Genomic DNA, 16,940 nt, shown 5'->3' on the forward strand with positions numbered 1-16,940 from the left:
CACGAACGGTCGGGCATGAACGGCCGTACGAGGAAAGCCGGACAAGCAAGGCCGTACGACTCTATCCGCGAGCCGCCCGGCCGAACCGTTTATCCACAGCCCCGCGCCCCGAAGCCTTTACGTCGTCTGCTGGGTGGCCGTCGCGGTGACTTCCCGCAGCCACGGCGTCTTCGCGTCGACGCCGCTCTTCTGGACGTCCCAGGCGCCGTAGCGCGGGTTCAGGTCGACGTGGAGTTCCTTGGACGCGGCGGACATCGCCTTCCAGAACGTGGCCTTGCCCTCGGCGGTGTTCATGTCGGCGCCGAGCGTGGCGGCCAGCTTCTGGGCCTCGATCTCGGTGCGCAGGCTGTCGTCGATGCGCTGGGGCGCCACCCCGTACTGCTGGAGCCAGACCGTTTCCAGCCCCTTCGCGCCGCCCGCCTGCTGTTCGAAGGCCGACCGCATCTGCTGGGTGTCCTTGCGGGTCACGGCCACGCCCGCGTTCTTCGCGGCCCGGTCCAGGACCCGGTCGAGGACCATGTTGTGCAGGGTGTCGCGGGTGAGGGTGCCGGTCCTGGCGATGACCTCCTGATACTGGGCCTCGTCCTTGGTGGCGGCCCGCTGCGCCGCGCGCACCTCCTTCACCCGGCTCTCCAGCTGCGCGACCGTGATCCGCTGACCGCCGACGACGGCCGCGGCGCCTGGATGCGCGTCGCTGCCGCACGCGGTGAGGAGGGGGGCCGCGGCGACGATCGCGGCGGAGAGGACGAGCGCGGTGCGACGGCGGCGGTGCAAGGAAGCCTCCCGAGGAGATTGTGCGACGGTGCACAAAGTCTTGCGGTGATCGATGGTAGGCAGTGGCCCAGCTCTCGGCCACCCTTTCGACCAACGATTCGCCCAGCCTTCAGGCACCGTCGCACCATCACATGGCCATCCATCGGCACCATCCGCATCATCGGCGGCGCAGGGGCGTCAGCCCGTGATCGCCACTGGCGCGTCCCAGGCGTCCCGGTCCACGGTGCTGGACCGCTCCGGCCACGGTGCTGGACCGCTCCGGCCACGGTGCTGGACCGCTCCGGCCACGGTGCTGGACCGCTCCGGCCACGGTGCTGGACTCCGGCCACGGTGCTGGACTCCTGCCACGGTGCGCAAAAGCTACGGACCACGGGTGGGGTCAGCCCCGCACCTGACCCAGCCATTGCAGTGTCCGCCGGATCTCCGCCGCCATGGGGTGCCCGAGTCCGCGCAGCCGTTCCACATCGTGCAGGAGGCGGGCCAGCGTGTCGTGGGCGGCGCCCCGGTCGCCGAGGGCGAGCAGCAAGTGACCCACGCGACGGCGGACTTCGAGGGAGATCTCGGGGTCCCCGGCGACGTATTGGTTCTCGTAGTACGGCAACAGCGCCCGGTACTCCGCGAGCGCCGCGGCGGGTTCGCCGAGCTGCTCCAGGCACTGCGCGGCCTCGTAACGGAAGCGCAGGGACTGCGGGTCGGCCTGGCCGGCCTCGGCGGCGCGTTCGTCGGCGAGACGGCGCAGTTCGGGCAGCGCGCGCCGGTACTGGCCGTCGTCCATGAGCGTGGCCGCGTACTGCTTGCGCAGGGTGCGTACGACGGGCGAGTGCTCACCGTGTTCGGCGGCGGCCGCCGGAAGGATCGAACCGAGGATGTCCACGGCCTGCGTGATGCGCCCCTCGCCGAGCAGCCGCTTGACCTCGTCGACGGCGCCCGCGACATCGGGTTTCTCCACGGCGGGCGCGGCCTGCGGCTGGGACGCCGGCGTGCGCGCCCGGTCCGGCCACGGGGCATGCGGGCGCAGGAAGGGGCGCGTGGGGTCGAGGGGAGCGCCGGTGGGCATACCGCGCGCGGGAAGGAGCGGGAGCAGTTGCTCGTACGTCTCCTGCGCGGACGCCGGCCGGTGCTGCGGGTCCTTGGACAGCAGGCGCAGGACGAGACCCTCCAGCGCGGGCGGCACCTCGGGGCGCAGCCGGCGCACCGGGAGCGGCGGCTCGTAGAGATGGCGGTGCAGCACGCCGAGCGCCGTCGAGCCGGAGAACGGCACGTCTCCGCTGAGGAGTTCATGCAGCAGTACGCCGAGTGCGTACAGGTCGGTGTACGGGCCGACGGCGCCGCCCATCGCCTGCTCGGGGGCCATGTAGGCGGGGCTCCCGATGGGCGAGCCGGTGTGGGTCAGGCGCGTGGTGTCGGTGTCCATGACGGAGGCGACGCCGAGGTCGAGGACGGTGACCGTGCCGTCCTGCTTGACCATCACGTTCCGCGGTTTCAGGTCGCGGTGCACGATCGGCACGGCGTGCACGGCGCTCAGCACCGCGCACAGTTGCGCGGCGACCGCGACCGCCCACTGCCAGGGGTACGGGTCGTGTTCGGCGAGGTGGTCGGAGAGGTCGGCCCCGTCCACGTACTGCATGACGAGGAACAGCTCCTCGCCCTCGCTGCCCGCGTCGTGGACCGTGACCAGGCCCGGGTGGTCGACCTGCGCGGTGACCCGGCACTCGCGCACGAAGCGGCGGCGCAGCTCGTCGGCCTCCTGGCCCGCGACCTTGTCCGGGCGCAGCAGCTTGACGGCGACACGCCGGTCGAGGCGCTGGTCGTAGGCCGTCCAGACCTGGCCCATGCCGCCCTGTCCGATCAGCGTGGACAGCTCATAGCGGTTCGCGACCACACGCCCCGTCGCCACGCTCACCTGCCGGCCCTGCCGTCGTCGTGATGGCCGTCGTGCTTGCGGAGGTAGTCACTGAGCTCATCGAGCTCGGCACGCACCTGGTCGATCCGCGCGGGCGCGGGCCGCTGGTGCGGCGGGGACGACACGGGCGGCACGGGCGGCTGCGTCTGGGGTATCGGCGGCACCGGGGTCTGCGGAGCCGTCGTGGCGGCGTACGGCGGCGACTGCTGCGGGTACCCGTACGCGGGCGCCTGGGGCTGCTGCGGCGGTACGTACCCCGTGAAGCGGAGCTGGTGGAAGTGGCGTATGTCCGCCGCCAGGTAGTACGAGATCGCGATCACGAGCGAGCCCAGGAGCAGGGCGAGGCCCGTCCAGCCGCCCGCGGTGTGGATCTCCTCGCCGGGCTCGGTGCCGAGCAGCACGAGGCTGAGGACCTCGGCCGCGATCGCGGCCACGAACAGCCCCCAGTCGACCGACTTCCGGGTCACGATCGCGAGGCGCAGCATCATCGTCCAGGCGAGCAGGCCGAGGCTGAACACCGAGATCACCACGAAGAACACGCGCAGGAAGACCAGCCACCCGGTCGGGGGCGGCGGTTTCAACGGCTGCGCCTGGCCGTGGCCTTGCATGGCTGCTCCTGGAGGCCTGATGAGGATGGACGTACGAGTTCGAAGTCCGAGCGTATAGGCCGACAAGGACAACCGGTCCCGGGTTGTACCGAACCGTTGTGTCCTGATCACCGCACTCGTTGTCCTGGGTCTCAGCCGGGCCCGACCGTCCCGTCCGTCAGGCCGTCGTACATGCCGCGCACCAACTGCTCGCCGAGCCGGCCCGCGCGCCGCAGCGCATCCTCGAACTCGGCCAGCGCGCGGAAGCGTTCGCCGTAGCGGCCCTGCTCGTCGAGCGGCAGCCGGGGCAGCTGGAGGCGGCGCACGTCGAGCCGGGTGGCGGTGGACGCGTAGCTGCTGGCCTGGCGGTTGTTGGCGGTGCCGCGCAGGAAGCCGGCCAGGAACCACGGGTCGAGGGCGGCCGGGTCGGGGCGCAGGAGCGTGAGGTTGCGCCCCAGGGCGGCGCCCGCCGTCTTCTCGTCGACCACGCGCGCGATGGAGCCGCCGCCGAGCACAGGGACGACGACATCGCCGGTCTCGACGAGTACGCCTTCCTCCTCCCCTTCGGGGAGGGTTCCGGACGGCGCGGTTCCGGCGAGCACGTCGTGGTCGGTGAGCACGGGCACGCGCGCGGGGGCGCTGTTTCCGCCCGTCCGCAGCAAGAGCGCGCCCCCGCGCGCGAGTTCGCCGACGGTGATGAGCGGCCAGCGCGCGGGCTGGGTGCGCTGCGCCTCGGGGGGTGTGAGGTCGGCGGTCAGGCGCAGCGTCTCGCCGAGCCGCTCGCGCACGTTCGCGAGCTGCTCGGTGCCGCCCCCCGCGGCGGCGGGCGGCAGATGGCGGGCGGGGGCCAGGTCGACGTCGTCGTCGAGGAGTTCGATGACGGGCACCGAGCGGCTGAACCCCGGCTCCTGCCGCGCGCTGCCGGTGCGCTCGAAGGGCCGCCAGGCGTCGAGGACGGCGCTGCGCACGGCCTGCCAGTCGAGGCCGCCCCGGTTGTCGGTGGCCAGCGCGCCGGCGTCGACGAGCAGCAACTCGGGCTGCGCGGGCGCCCTTTCGGGACGGCGCAGCACCCAGATGTGCAGCGGGATGTTGTACGGGGGTGCCGCGCCGATCGGCAGGGCGATCACGGCGCGCAGCGCGCCGCGGCGCAGCAGGTCGGCGCGGATACGGCGGCCCGAGCGGCGCGAGGCGGCGGCCGGGGGCATCAGCATGACGGCGCTGCCGCCGTCCTTGAGGTGGGCCAACGCGTGCTGCACCCATGCCAGTTCGGACTCCGTGCGGGCCGGGAAGCCGTACTCCCAGCGGGCGTCGTAGGCGAGTTCGTCGTGGCCCCAGTTGCGCTCGTTGAACGGCGGGTGACACAGGACGGCGTCGGCCTGGAGCGTGGGATGCGCGTCGGCCCGCAGGGTGTCCCCGGCAGCGGTGCGGACGGCGGCCTTCCCCTGCAGGGCGAGCCGCAGCCCGGAGAGGGCCGCCAGCTCGGGGGCGCTGTCCTGGCCGTACAGCTCCTGGTCCGGTTTGGGTGCCACGGCCCGCAGGAGCGCCCCGGTGCCGCATGCCGGATCGAGCGCCGTGCGCGCCGGTCCCGCGAGCTCGGCCATCAGCGTGGCGAGGTCGCCCGGGGTGAGCGTGTACTGGCGCGGGTTGTTGTCGAGGTGCCGGCCCAGCAGGAACTCGTACGTCTGCCGCGCGCCCATCTCGGCGGCGAGCCCGGCGGCGCCACGCAGGAGCGGGGCGGAGGGAAGCAGCTCGGGGCCGGTCGGGGTGTTCACAGCACGCTCGCGGGGCGCACCGAAGCGGGGGGTGATCACCTGGTCGAGCGCGGCGGGCAGCAGGGCGGCCAGGCGTTCGTCGGAACCGGCGCTCAGCTCCAGCCAGTCGGTGGGGCGGTCATGGATGAGCAGGAGGGCGCAGCCGGCGTGCACGAGGGCGGTGACGGGGCCCTCGGGGTGTCCGGCGAGCTGCTGCCAGACGCGTTCACGGAGCGGGACCTCGGCGAGTTTTCCCTGGTTGCGCAGCCATGCCTCGACTTCGGCGAGCGCGAAGGAGGGGCTGGTCTCGGTGCCGCCGACCGGCTTGGGGAAGTCGGCGTGGCGGCGGCGCCAGTTACTGACGGCGGCGCGGCCGACCCCGGCGAGCCGCGCGATTCCGGCAGCGGTCACCTCTGTCGCGTTGTCCTGCACCGCCCGGCTCCCCTCGTCCTGGCCTGTGACGCCTGGTGGCGCCGCCCTGGTCTGTGACGTCGAGCATACCGACATACGCAAGATCTATCGCTTCACAGGCGTGTACACAGCCCTCCCTGTGAATCGTGTTGACTCGGTTCACAAGCTCTGCTCTTATTGACCCATCGAACGGGCAAGGCGCCGGAACGACCCGGCCGCCCAGCCCATTCGCGGAATCTGTACACAGCCAGGGGAGGGCACAGTCATGGGCATCAAGGTCAAGGTGGGGCTGGGGGCCGTGGTCGGCATCGTCGTCATCGGTGTCGTGTCGGCGAACGCCGGCAACAGCGACGACAGCGGTTCCGGCGACAAGGGCAAGGACACCTCCGCCTCCGCCGAGCGGGAGTCCGGCAAGAAGGCTGACGCCAAGACGGGCGACAAGGTGAACAAGGCCGAGAAGAAGGTCGCGTTCAAGGGGGACGGCGACTTCCAGGTCGGCACGGACATCAAGCCCGGCACCTACCGGACCACGGGCAACACCGACGACATGTGCTACTGGGAGCGCGCCAAGGACGCCTCGGGCGAGATGGACTCGCTGCTCGCCAACGACAACGTCAGCGGCACCAGTTACGTGACCATCAAGGCCGGCGACAAGCTCTTCAAGACCAGCGGCTGCAAGGACTGGGAGGCCGTCGACGCGAAGGCGTCCGGTTCACCGGCCTCGCAGATGAAGGGCAACGGCGGTATGTACAGAGTCGGCGCGGACATCGCTCCCGGCACCTACAAGTCCACCGGCAACACCGACGACTCCTGCTACTGGGAGCGCGCCAAGGACGCCACGCACTCCATGAACTCGATCCTGGCCAACAACAACGTGACCGGCACGGCCGTCGTCACCATCAGCGCCGGTGACGGCTACTTCAAGACCACGGGCTGCGGGGACTGGAAGAAGACCGGCTGACGGCACCCGCCGCCACCCGCCGTCCCCACCCCGCTGCCCCCACTCCCCCCACACCTCATCACCACCTCACATCACTTCAAGGAACTCTCATGCGTCGCACCGCACTTGCCGTCCTCTGCCTCGCCGCCGCGGCCACCGCGGGCCTCACCGGCTGTCTGCCCGGCGAGAACAAGGCGGACAGCAAGCCGAAGGGCCCGTTCGCCGGGCTGACCGGGGGCGAGATCGCCGACCGTGCCGTGAAGGCCACCATGGGCGCCACCTCGCTCCGGATGAAGGGCGACGTGCCCGACGAGGAGGACGGCGGCACCATCGGCATCGACATGGCCCTCAACAAGAAGGGCGAGTGCGCCGGCACGATGAGCATGGCCGGCCAGGGCAAGGCCGACCTCATCAAGACCGGCGACACCGTCTACATGAAGTACGACGAGGCGTTCCTGCGCGCCCAGGGCAAGGGCGATTCCAAGTCCGAGACCGACGGGGTCGTGGAGCTGCTGGCCGGCAAGTGGACCAAGATGTCCGCGACCGGCTCCGACGCCAAGGACATCGCGAGCTTCTGCGACCTCGACACCGTGCTCGCCGACGCGGAGGACGTGAACTCCGATGCCACCCGCGGCAAGACCACCACCGTCGACGGCACCCCGGCGATCATCCTGCACGAGAAGGACGGCAAGGACCGCTACACCCTCTACGTAGCCACCGAGGGCAAGCCCTATCTGCTGCGGGTCGACAGCACCTCCGCCAAGGACCCGGGCACGATCACCTTCAGCGACTACGAGAAGCCGGTCCCGGCCGAGAAGCCCGCGGGCAAGATCCTCGACCTGGACAAGCTGGGCGGCTGACGGCCCACCTGTCACAGGCCATACGCCTCACAAGCCATACGCCTCACAAGCCATACATCTCACAAGCCATACGTCGAGCTCACAGGGTGTGCCGCACCCACACATTGGGCTCGACGTATACGGCGTATCCGCGCCTCGGTTCGCAGTGCACTGGCACCAGCGCTCCAGGCACCTCGACGAGGCCCTCCGTGTCGAAGGGCAGCCCCGTCCAGCCGCGCCACTCCTCCAGCGAGGCCGCGACCGTCATGGACGCCGGTGCCACCGCCTCGATGACACCGCCCGCCCGGACGTGGACGCGCAGCCACGGGTCGTGCGGCAGACCGTCGGCGCGCTCCCGGAAGGCGTACTCCTCCATCGGGGTGCGTGGTTCCAGGTGTTTGGCGCTGGGGCGGACGGGGGCGACGACCTCACGGAAGCCGTGTGCCCGGGCGTTCTGGCGCATCGCAGAGAGCATCCGGGCCGACAGTCCGCTGCCCTGGGCGTGCGGGGCGACGACGATCGAGATGGCGCTCACCGTGTCGGGCGGTGTGCCGCGGCGCCGGTCGGCGAACGCCCAGCCCAGCACCTCGTCCCAGCCCCGCGCGGGCAGTTCGCCCCGGTCCTCGTCGGCGAGGGCGAACGGCACGCTGTACCCGTGGGCGACCACCTGCCCGCCCTCGTCCTCGGCGAACAGCACGAACTCCGGAAGCTCGGTGGCGATCCGACCGTAGTGCGTGTCCCCCACCGGGTCGTGGACCAGGAACTCCGGCCAGCTGTTGGCCATCCGGACCACCTGCCCGAGCATCTCGGGACGCTCGGCGAGACTCGACACCTTCAGCTGCATGCCGGACACGGTAGGCGTCGACTCGACCCGGATGAAACGGTTTTGCAGCGCCGGGCGGGATGACGCCGCGCCGCCGGCTCGCGGGTTCCGCGTCGGGCAGGACCAGGGGGGCCACTCGATCCGCTGGGCACGGGTGGCCAGTTGACGTCAGTTCGCGTGGAACCGCTTCGGTGCCTGTGTCGGGTTGCCGCCCGAGGGGAGTTGCTGGCCGGGGCAGCCGGAGAGGACCTTCTTCATGGCGGCCTTCTCGGCGGCGGTGACCCACAGTCCGTACTTCTTCTTCACGGCCACCTGCGCGGCGACATAGGTGCAGCGGTACGCCTTGTTGGACGGGAGCCAGGTCGCCGTGTCGCCGTCGCCCTTGCTGCGGTTGGCGCTCGCGCCGACGGCACGGAGGTTGAGCGGGTCGTTGGCCAGGGCTATCCGCTTGCTCGCGTCCCAGTACTTGGCGCCTTTCTGCCAGGCGTCCGAGAGCGCGACGAGGTGGTCTATGTCCACCAGGCTGCGGCCGCGCGCGAAGGTCACGTCCTGACCCCCGTACGGATCCGGAGAGAGGATCCCGGAGCTCACCTTGCACTTCCCGTCGCTGAACTTCACGTCCTTCAGGTCCCGTTTGAGGATGTCGTCGCGGGTGTCGCACCGGTTGGAGTCCGTGTCGGCCCAGGCCGTGCCGAACCGCTCCCGGCTGTACCCCGTCTTGGGCGCGCGCCCCTTGACGGAGAGCGAGTCCACGGCGGCGAGGGCGGCGCCACCGGCCGCCGTCTCCTGTGGGCCCGCCGAACCGTCGGTCTCCTTCTTGCAGCCACTGACACCGGCACCGACGGCGAACAGCACCAGCGCGGCCGCGAAAGCCCCACCCTTCAGACGCAGCACGGCGCCCCTCCCCTTGCCTCCCCGGGTCCGCCCTGTAACCGGGCGCGTCTCCCCTGGTCCCACGGTAGCGGCGTGGGAGCCTCGACCATACCCGTCCTCAACGGGCAATCGGTGCACGCCGGGCGTATCGTCGGTGGTGAGCCACCTCCGGAAGGAGCTCTGGATGGGCATCTTCGACAGGTTCAAGAGCCAGGCGCAGCACAAGGCCAAGCACGTGTCCGACGCCGCAGAGCAAGAGGTCAACGAGAAGACGGGCAAGAAGTACACGGACCAGGTCGACGACGCGCAGCAGAAGATCGAAGGCGCGACGGGCATGGACCGTGACCGGCCCGAACAACCGTGACCCAAAACGCACGGAGGCTTACGCCGACCGATTCACCCTGAACTCTTGCAACAGAGACCGTCTGCGGAGACCAGCTTCCCGTGGGCGGTTCTGCTGTGCGCGGACCGGAGTTGGCCTTCTGCGGTGCAGATCGCTCGCTTCTGGGCCCCCTCTCCCCCTCCCCTGATCCCGGTCGGCCACGTGACCGCGTCTCACACCTTCCCGATCCCCAACGTCGTCTCCGAAGGCAGCAGTCCCGAGCTCAGCACCGCGACCCAGAACTCGCCGAGCAGGTCGGCGAGGCGGGCGGTGGTGTCCGGGCCGAGGGCGCGCCAGGGGGCAGCGGCCAGTTCGTCCGTGTGTGCTTCGACCTGGCGGCGCAGCTCGCGGCCGGCCTCTGTGGCGGTGCCGTCCTCGTCCACCAGGCCGCGGGCGGCGAGGCGTTCACGGGCGGCGGTCCACTCCTCGGCACTCCAGCCGCGGCTCTCGAAGCGCTCCACGGAGGCCGCGCCTATCGCCGCGAAGGAGACGAGCGACTCGACGGGGTCGAGCCCGGCGACGAGCAGTGCGGCGAGGTGGCCGTCGCCGCGGTGCTCGCGCAGGACCGTCGCCGCGTGCCACAGCTGGAGGTGGGGAGCCTCGGGCCAGGCCAACTCCGCGTTGGCGGCGGCGAGTGGGCGGCCCGCGCTGTTCGCGGCCTCGGCGGCACGGCGGGCCAGGGCGGCGGCCTCGGCGAGTTCGGAGCTGGTGACGCGGTCCCCGAATATCGCGCGGTAGGCCCGGTCGACCGCCCGCTCACGGGCCTTCAGCACCTGCCCCGGGCTCGCGGTCCGCCACGCGGACTGCACGTGTTCGGCGACCATGCGCGGGCTGAAGCTGTAGAAGGCGGAGGTCACACGCTCGCTTCCGACCGCTCCCAACGGGGCGGCGCGGTAAGGGAAGTAGCTCGGCCAGCGCTCCTTCGTGTCGTAACCGAGCGCGGCCGACTCCTCGAAGGCCTCCGGCGCGTAGTAGAACACGGCGTGCAGGGGCTCCAGCAGATGCCAGAGCTGGCGCACTCGGCCGAGCTCGACACCCTCCCCGGCTCCGGCTTTCGTCCCGCTCGTCCCGCTGACGTTCTCCGACATGACTCCACCCCTCGTCGCGTTCGGCTCGCTCCACAACTTGACACTGACTAGATTGCCCGAGTCCGTCGAACTTGTCAATGCCTAGATTCGGCGTACGCTGCTGACCATGAACCCCGCGAAGACCGGCGACTCCGCGCGCCCCTACCACCACGGCGACCTGCGCCGCGCGATCCTCACCGCCGCGCTCGACGTCATCACCACCGACGGCCCCTCCGCGCTGAGCCTGCGCGATCTGGCCCGCCGCGCGGGCGTCTCGCACGCCGCCCCGGCCCACCACTTCAAGGACCGCACCGGCCTGCTCACCGCGATCGCGGCCGAGGGGTACGGCCTACTGGCGGCCGCGCTCGCGGAAGCCGACGACCTCAGGGACGCGGGCGTGCGCTACGTACGGTTCGCGCGGGAGCACCCGGCCCACTTCCAGGTGATGTTCTCCCCGGAGCTGCTCCGCGAGAACGATCTGGAGCTGACGACAGCCAGGACCCTCGCGGGCGAGCGCCTGCGCGCCGCCGTCTCCGCCGTACCGGCCGAGGGCCGCGGCCCCGACCCCCGTCTCGCCGGAGTCGCCGCCTGGTCCCTCGCCCACGGCTTCGCCACGCTGCTCCTCAGCCACAACCTGGACGGCCCGGTCGGCGACCAGGACCCCGACGAGGTCTTCCGCGCCCTGACAGGAATGCTGTTCCGGCCCAAGCAAGCCCCCGTGCCTCCCTCCTGACCCCTCACTCCTGACCCCTCACTCCTGCCCCCTCGCCCCTGCCTGCCTCCTGACCCCTCATCCCTGCCGCCGCACCGGCTCCGGATGCCGGATCAGCCACTCCTGGAACTCCCGGTGGCGGAACTGATAGGCGGGCCCGGACACCCGCAGCAGCCCGGCTCCGTGGGCCCAGCGCAGGAACCGGGCCAGGCGGAACGGCACCTGCCCGGCCGCGAGCAGGAGGGCGAGCAGATAGCGGCACGAGGAGCGGCTGAAGGCCCACAGAGTCAGGGCGATCACAAGGGGCGGCGCCCACGGTCCGCCGTAGAACTGGGTCGGCAGCCAGCCCAGGCTGAGCCCGACGCCGTACAGCCAGTCGGCGGGCATGACGTCCCGTGGGCTGACGAAGGCCGGCGCCAGGTGGGCGGCGGGTCCCGCGCCGCGGAGCGCCACGAGGACGGGGCGTACGACGACGTAGTACCCGATGCCGCAGACGGCGACGACGGTGGCGAGCAGGGCGTCCCGCTGTGACGGACCGTGCAGTACGCCCAGCACGGCGAGCGTCGTCCACACCGCCGCCATCACGGCGAGGAAGCCGATGGTCTCCGGGTTCCGGAGTTCGGCCGCGACGATGCGCCGTACGTGGGACGGCCGCAGCCGGTGCAGCGGCGCGGCCGCGGCGCTCGGCCGGGACGAGAGGGGCCGGGTCGCGCCCCACCAGCACACGGCGCACAGGGTGAGGCCGAGCAGCGCGTTGTAGAAGGCGTTGTCCGCGGCGCCGAGCAGACTGGGCGGGGCGTACAGCAGGTCCCGGGACGGTCGGTGGCGCAGGGCGGGCAGCGCGATGATCGCCAGCGCTGCCGTCAGTACGGCGGTCACCGCGATGTCGGCCGCCCGCACCAGGGCGAACCGGCGTACGGGAACGAGCCACGGTCCCGGCACCATGTCCGTCCGCCCCTCCAGGCGCACGGCCAGGGAGCGCAGCCAGCGGTGGACGCGCTCCGGGGTGTACCGGGCGGGTGTGGCGGGACTCAACCGCATCGCCGCTCGCACGTACTGGCCGAGCAGCAGGTCCGAGACCTGGCGCGGGGTGGTGCAGCGCAACAGGTCCGCCGGTTCGCCGTCCCGCGCATACACCGTCGCCGCCAGGGACAGCAGCCACGGCGTGGACAGCGCGCGGGCCACCGGCCCGGTGGGGTCGCGTTCGAGGACGGCGAGCAGCGGCTGCCAGGCCGCCTCGCGTCGTGCGGTCCGCTCCGCCAGGTACTCCCGGGCCTCCTGCCGGGTCACCGGTGAGACCTCGATCCGGGCGGCGTCCAGCAACTGGTGTCCGGCGGCGGCGAGTTCGGCGTACCGCTCGCTGCGGCAGGTGAGCACCAGGGGCACGGGGTCGGTGCCGTCGGCCCAGCCGTCCAGGGCGTCCAGCGCGCCGGCGGCCCGCTCCTCCATCTCGTCGAGGCCGTCGAGCACGGGCAGGAGGGCGTCGTTGTCGACGAGGTCGCGGGACAGTTCGGGCGGGATGTCGTAGTCACGGGTGAGCTGCCGGGCGATCCAGCCGCGGGCCGGGAGCGAAGGCTCCCACTCGGCGAGCGTCAACCGCACCGGTACGGGCTCGTCCGGGGTCCGCTGCTTGATGAGTTCGAGTACGAGTCCGGTGGCGAGGACGGTCTTGCCCGCGCCCGCTGCCCCGGTGACCAGGAGGCGGCGCGGCCGGGCCGCCCGGAAGGCCTCGACGACGGAGGTGAGCCGGGGCGCGGGTGCTCCGACGACGACTGCGGTCCGCGGTCCGCCGCCGGTCGCGAAGGTGAGGCCCACGTCGATGGCGACCCGGTCGCCGCCGAGCAGATGGCGCCACTGGGTCGACTCGGCGTTCTTGACGGCCTGGGCGAGCCGGGCCGCCGCGGCGGCCAGATCGGGCTCGGTGCCGGGCCGTTGCCGCAGCGCGGCCGCCGACAGGGCGAGGGCGGCCACCCCGATGACGGCTCCCACCAGCACGCCGCGCAACTCGCCGCTGCCGAGGCCGCCTTCGTAGGCCCGGGTGATCCACACGACCACCCCGGCCGACACGACGACGGTCCCGGCGGACAGCCCCCAGCGCCACGCCCTCCGCTGCCGACGCCCCCCGTGGAACATGCCCCCATGGTGGCAGCGGACCGGGCGCCGGTCAGTACCAAGAATGTCCCTCTACGACACCGAGGCCGCCGCTTACGAGCCGAGAATCGACGCCAGGAACTCCCCGGTCCACCCCAGCAACTCCCGCCCCACCAACGGCTTCCCGCCCACCTTCGCCGTCTTCGGGCGGGGTACGAGGATCTGGTGGACGGCCGGCTTGATGACGGTGCCCGGGTACAGCCGCTTCAGGCGCAGCTCCTGGGACTCCCGCAACTCCACCGGTGCGAAGCGGATGTTGTTGCCCTGGAGGACGATCTCGCCGACGCCGCAGGCGCGCGCGAGCATGCGCAGGCCTGCCACCAGCAGCAGGTTCTCCACCGGCTCGGGCAACTTGCCGTAACGGTCGACGAGTTCCTCGCGTACGGACTTGACGTCCTCCTCCGTGTTGGCGGAGGCGATGGAACGGTACGCCTGGAGGCGCAGCCGCTCTCCCGGGGCGTAGTCGTGCGGGACGTGCGCGTCGACGGGGAGCTCGATCTTGACCTCCAGGGGCGGCTCCTCCTCGACGCCGCCTTCCAGGGAGGCGCGGTAGTCGGCGACCGCCTCACCGACCATGCGGACGTAGAGGTCGAAGCCCACGCCCGCGATGTGGCCGGACTGTTCGCCGCCGAGCAGATTGCCCGCGCCGCGGATCTCCAGGTCCTTCATCGCGACGTACATGCCCGCGCCCATCTCCGTGTGCTGGGCGATGGTCGCCAGACGCTCGTGCGCCGTCTCCGTCAGGGGCTTCTCCGGCGGGTAGAGGAAGTAGGCGTAGCCGCGCTCGCGGCCCCGGCCGACACGGCCGCGCAGCTGGTGCAGCTGCGAGAGGCCGAAGTTGTCGCCGCGCTCCACGATCAGCGTGTTGGCGTTGGAGATGTCGATGCCCGACTCGACGATCGTCGTCGATACGAGCACGTCGAACTTCTTCTCCCAGAAATCGACGACGACCTGCTCCAGGGACTGCTCCGACATCTGTCCGTGCGCCGTCGCGATCCGCGCCTCGGGGACGATCTCGCGCAGCCGCGCGGCCGCGCGGTCGATGGACTCGACGCGGTTGTGGATGTAGAAGACCTGGCCCTCGCGCAGCAGTTCACGGCGGATCGCCGCGCCGATCTGCTTCTCCTCGTACGGGCCGACGAAGGTGAGCACCGGGTGGCGCTCCTCCGGCGGGGTGGTGATCGTCGACATCTCGCGGATGCCGGTGACCGCCATCTCCAGGGTGCGCGGGATCGGGGTCGCGGACATCGTCAGGACGTCGACGTTGGCGCGCAGCTTCTTCAGCTGCTCCTTGTGCTCGACACCGAAGCGCTGCTCCTCGTCGACGATGACCAGGCCCAGGTCCTTGAACTTCGTCTCGGAGGAGAACAGACGGTGGGTGCCGATGACGACGTCCACCCCGCCCTCGCGCAGCCCCTCCACGACCGCCTTCGCCTCCGTGTCCGTCTGGAAGCGGCTGAGCGCCCGTACGTTGACCGGGAATTGCGCGTAGCGCTCGGAGAACGTGCCGAAGTGCTGCTGCACCAGCAGGGTCGTCGGTACGAGGACGGCGACCTGCTTGCCGTCCTGCACCGCCTTGAAGGCCGCGCGGACCGCGATCTCCGTCTTGCCGTAGCCCACGTCGCCGCAGACCAGGCGGTCCATGGGGACCGTCTTCTCCATGTCCTCCTTGACCTCGGCGATGGTGGTGAGCTGGTCGGGAGTCTCCGCGTACGGGAACGCGTCCTCCAGCTCGCGCTGCCAGGGGGTGTCGGAGCCGAACGCGTGCCCCGGCGCCGCCATGCGCGCGCTGTACAGCTTGATCAGATCCGCGGCGATCTCCTTGACCGCCTTCTTGGCGCGCGCCTTGGTCTTCGTCCAGTCGGCGCCGCCCAGCCGGTGCAGGGTGGGGGCCTCGCCACCGACGTACTTGGTGATCTGCTCCAGCTGGTCGGTGGGAATGTAGAGGCGGTCGCCGGGCTGGCCGCGCTTGGCGGGGGCGTACTCCACGACCAGGTACTCGCGGGTGGCGCCCTGTACGGTCCGCTGGACCATCTCGATGTAGCGGCCGACGCCGTGCTGCTCGTGCACGATGTAGTCGCCGGTTTCGAGGGTCAGCGGGTCGATGGTCTTGCGGCGGCGGGCCGGCATGCGCGCGCCGTCCTTGCCGGCCGCCTTCTGGCCGGAGAGGTCCGTCTCGGTCAGGACGGCGAGCTTCAGCGCGGGGTCGACGAAGCCGTAGTCGATGGAACCGCAGGAGACATGGACGACGGAGGGGCTGATCTCCGCCAGTTCGATGTCGAGGCGGGCCGCGATGCCCTCGCCGCCGAGGACCTCGACGCTGCGGGCGGCGGGGCCGTGCGCCTCGGTGACGTACACCGTGCGCCAGCCGTCGGCGAGCCAGCCCTTGGTGTCGGCGAGCGCGCGGGCGGTGTCGCCGCGGTAGCTCTCGGGGGCGTGCATGCCGAGCTTCAGGGTGTCGGCGTCGAGCTCTTCGTCGGCGGCGAAGGGGCTCACCGACCACCACATCATGTCCAGCTCGCGCGCCCGGTCCCGGACGTCCGCGATGGACCACAGGGACGCCGCGTCCACGTCGATGGGCGCCTCGCCGCCGCCGGCCGTCGCCGCCCAGGACGCCTGCAGGAACTCCTGCGACGTCGCCACCAGGTCCGCGGCCCGCGTCCGCACCCGCTCCGGGTCGCATACGACGGCCATCGAGCCCTTGGGCAGTACGTCGAGCAGCAGCTCCATGTCGTCGACCAGGACGGGCGCCAGGGACTCCATTCCCTCCACGGCGATGCCCTCGGCGATCTTGCCGAGCAGCTCGCCCAGCTCCGGGTGCTCCTCGGCGAGGGCCGCGGCCCGCCGCCGTACGTCGTCCGTGAGCAGCAGCTCGCGGCAGGGCGGCGCCCACAGGCCGTGTTCGGCGACTTCGAGGGACCGCTGGTCGGCGACCTTGAAGTAACGGATCTCCTCGACGTCGTCGCCCCAGAACTCCACGCGGAGCGGGTGCTCCTCGGTGGGCGGGAAGACGTCCAGGATGCCGCCGCGGACCGCGAACTCGCCGCGCTTCTCGACGAGCTCGACCCGCGAGTACGCGGCTGCCGCGAGCGCTTCGACGACCTCGCCCAGGTCGGCGGTCTGGCCCGTGCGCAGCGCCACCGGCTCCAGGTCGCCGAGGCCCTTGACCTGCGGCTGGAGCACGGAGCGGACCGGGGCGACGACGACCGAGACCGGGCCGGTCTCCGGGTCGTCCGGGCGCGGGTGGGCCAGGCGCCGCAGTACGGCGAGGCGGCGGCCGACGGTGTCGCTGCGGGGGCTGAGGCGCTCGTGCGGGAGGGTCTCCCAGGAGGGGTACTCGACGATGCCCTCCGAGGGGAGGAGGGACCTGAGCGCCGCGGCCAGGTCCTCGGCCTCGCGGCCCGTCGCCGTCACCGCCAGGACGGGGCGGCCGGCCTCGCGGGCCAGGGCCGCGACCGCGAAGGGGCGGGCCGCGGGCGGGCCGACCAGGTCGACGTGCATACGGTTGCCGTCGGTGGCGGCCTTCACCGCTTCCGCGAGGGCGGCGTCCTTGACGACGGCGTCGAGCAGACCGTGCAGGCTCATGAAGGGCTTCCATCCCGGGGAGTGGGCAACGCGAACCGCCCGACACGTGTGACGGGCCGGGGGTTCTCCAGCCTACGACGCCGGGCGGCGGTACGCCGGGCCTGTGGATAACGCCCGGCTGCGGGGGCTGCGGCGTCGCTGC

At 71.7% G+C, this 16,940-nt stretch carries 13 protein-coding genes; 4 read left to right on the forward strand and 9 right to left on the reverse strand.

Annotated features, from left to right (window positions below; genetic code table 11):
* Nucleotides 1–117 precede the first annotated feature (117 nt).
* The 4 genes from ACFY0T_RS39235 to ACFY0T_RS39250 form a co-directional block, all read right to left on the reverse strand.
* Entirely contained in the window at nt 118–774 is a 657-nt protein-coding gene (locus ACFY0T_RS39235) for a SurA N-terminal domain-containing protein (RefSeq protein ID WP_388882259.1), read from the reverse strand.
* Between the two features lie 379 nt (nt 775–1,153).
* Nucleotides 1,154–2,635, reverse strand: a complete 1,482-nt coding sequence (locus tag ACFY0T_RS39240) for a protein kinase (RefSeq protein ID WP_388882573.1) — start codon at nt 2,633–2,635, stop codon at nt 1,154–1,156.
* A 38-nt stretch (nt 2,636–2,673) separates the two neighbouring features.
* Nucleotides 2,674–3,285 (reverse strand): hypothetical protein, encoded by a 612-nt coding sequence (locus ACFY0T_RS39245; RefSeq protein ID WP_388882262.1) that lies wholly within the window; start codon nt 3,283–3,285, stop codon nt 2,674–2,676.
* A 131-nt stretch (nt 3,286–3,416) separates the two neighbouring features.
* Entirely contained in the window at nt 3,417–5,447 is a 2,031-nt protein-coding gene (locus tag ACFY0T_RS39250) for an N-6 DNA methylase (RefSeq protein WP_388882265.1), read from the reverse strand.
* 244 nt (nt 5,448–5,691) lie between these two features.
* On the opposite strand from ACFY0T_RS39250, the gene ACFY0T_RS39255 reads away from it, so the two are divergent.
* Both ACFY0T_RS39255 and ACFY0T_RS39260 read left to right on the forward strand, forming a co-directional pair.
* A complete protein-coding gene (locus ACFY0T_RS39255) occupies nt 5,692–6,387 on the forward strand; it encodes a hypothetical protein (protein WP_388882268.1) in 696 nt (231 codons plus the stop codon).
* An 89-nt stretch (nt 6,388–6,476) separates the two neighbouring features.
* Nucleotides 6,477–7,226, forward strand: a complete 750-nt coding sequence (locus tag ACFY0T_RS39260) for a hypothetical protein (protein WP_388882271.1) — start codon at nt 6,477–6,479, stop codon at nt 7,224–7,226.
* A 79-nt stretch (nt 7,227–7,305) separates the two neighbouring features.
* Here ACFY0T_RS39260 and ACFY0T_RS39265 read toward each other — a convergent pair whose 3' ends face one another.
* Both ACFY0T_RS39265 and ACFY0T_RS39270 read right to left on the reverse strand, forming a co-directional pair.
* Nucleotides 7,306–8,049: a GNAT family N-acetyltransferase gene (locus ACFY0T_RS39265; protein ID WP_388882273.1), complete on the reverse strand. Its 744-nt coding sequence runs from the start codon at nt 8,047–8,049 to the stop codon at nt 7,306–7,308.
* Between the two features lie 147 nt (nt 8,050–8,196).
* Nucleotides 8,197–8,922 carry an HNH endonuclease family protein gene (locus ACFY0T_RS39270; RefSeq protein WP_388882275.1) on the reverse strand — a complete coding sequence of 242 codons (726 nt, stop codon included), beginning with the start codon at nt 8,920–8,922 and terminating at the stop codon, nt 8,197–8,199.
* A 163-nt stretch (nt 8,923–9,085) separates the two neighbouring features.
* Between ACFY0T_RS39270 and ACFY0T_RS39275 the strand changes: the two genes are divergently transcribed.
* Nucleotides 9,086–9,265, forward strand: coding sequence for an Rv0909 family putative TA system antitoxin (locus ACFY0T_RS39275; RefSeq protein ID WP_388882278.1), 180 nt, complete (start codon nt 9,086–9,088; stop codon nt 9,263–9,265).
* A gap of 191 nt (nt 9,266–9,456) precedes the next feature.
* On the opposite strand, the gene ACFY0T_RS39280 is transcribed toward ACFY0T_RS39275, so the two are convergent.
* Nucleotides 9,457–10,371: a hypothetical protein gene (locus tag ACFY0T_RS39280; RefSeq protein WP_388882280.1), complete on the reverse strand. Its 915-nt coding sequence runs from the start codon at nt 10,369–10,371 to the stop codon at nt 9,457–9,459.
* A 106-nt stretch (nt 10,372–10,477) separates the two neighbouring features.
* Between ACFY0T_RS39280 and ACFY0T_RS39285 the strand changes: the two genes are divergently transcribed.
* Nucleotides 10,478–11,083 (forward strand): TetR/AcrR family transcriptional regulator, encoded by a 606-nt coding sequence (locus ACFY0T_RS39285; protein ID WP_388882283.1) that lies wholly within the window; start codon nt 10,478–10,480, stop codon nt 11,081–11,083.
* A 57-nt stretch (nt 11,084–11,140) separates the two neighbouring features.
* On the opposite strand, the gene ACFY0T_RS39290 is transcribed toward ACFY0T_RS39285, so the two are convergent.
* Entirely contained in the window at nt 11,141–13,195 is a 2,055-nt protein-coding gene (locus ACFY0T_RS39290) for an NACHT domain-containing protein (RefSeq protein ID WP_388882285.1), read from the reverse strand.
* A gap of 72 nt (nt 13,196–13,267) precedes the next feature.
* Entirely contained in the window at nt 13,268–16,798 is a 3,531-nt protein-coding gene (gene mfd / locus ACFY0T_RS39295) for a transcription-repair coupling factor (RefSeq protein WP_388882287.1), read from the reverse strand.
* Between the last annotated feature and the right edge of the window lie 142 nt (nt 16,799–16,940).

Origin of the sequence: Streptomyces sp. NPDC001530 (assembly GCF_042894545.1) — a bacterium.
Lineage (GTDB): Bacteria > Actinomycetota > Actinomycetes > Streptomycetales > Streptomycetaceae > Streptomyces.

What these genes read in the sequence shown, in the direction of transcription:
- ACFY0T_RS39245 (WP_388882262.1), bottom strand. Translation starts at nt 3,285, where the DNA reads ATGCAAGGCCACGGCCAGGCGCAGCCGTTGAAACCGCCGCCCCCGACC.
- ACFY0T_RS39255 (WP_388882268.1), top strand. Translation starts at nt 5,692, where the DNA reads ATGGGCATCAAGGTCAAGGTGGGGCTGGGGGCCGTGGTCGGCATCGTC.
- ACFY0T_RS39260 (WP_388882271.1), top strand. Translation starts at nt 6,477, where the DNA reads ATGCGTCGCACCGCACTTGCCGTCCTCTGCCTCGCCGCCGCGGCCACC.
- ACFY0T_RS39265 (WP_388882273.1), bottom strand. Translation starts at nt 8,049, where the DNA reads ATGCAGCTGAAGGTGTCGAGTCTCGCCGAGCGTCCCGAGATGCTCGGG.
- ACFY0T_RS39275 (WP_388882278.1), top strand. Translation starts at nt 9,086, where the DNA reads ATGGGCATCTTCGACAGGTTCAAGAGCCAGGCGCAGCACAAGGCCAAG.
- ACFY0T_RS39280 (WP_388882280.1), bottom strand. Translation starts at nt 10,371, where the DNA reads ATGTCGGAGAACGTCAGCGGGACGAGCGGGACGAAAGCCGGAGCCGGG.
- ACFY0T_RS39285 (WP_388882283.1), top strand. Translation starts at nt 10,478, where the DNA reads ATGAACCCCGCGAAGACCGGCGACTCCGCGCGCCCCTACCACCACGGC.
- ACFY0T_RS39290 (WP_388882285.1), bottom strand. Translation starts at nt 13,195, where the DNA reads ATGTTCCACGGGGGGCGTCGGCAGCGGAGGGCGTGGCGCTGGGGGCTG.
- mfd (WP_388882287.1), bottom strand. Translation starts at nt 16,798, where the DNA reads ATGAGCCTGCACGGTCTGCTCGACGCCGTCGTCAAGGACGCCGCCCTC.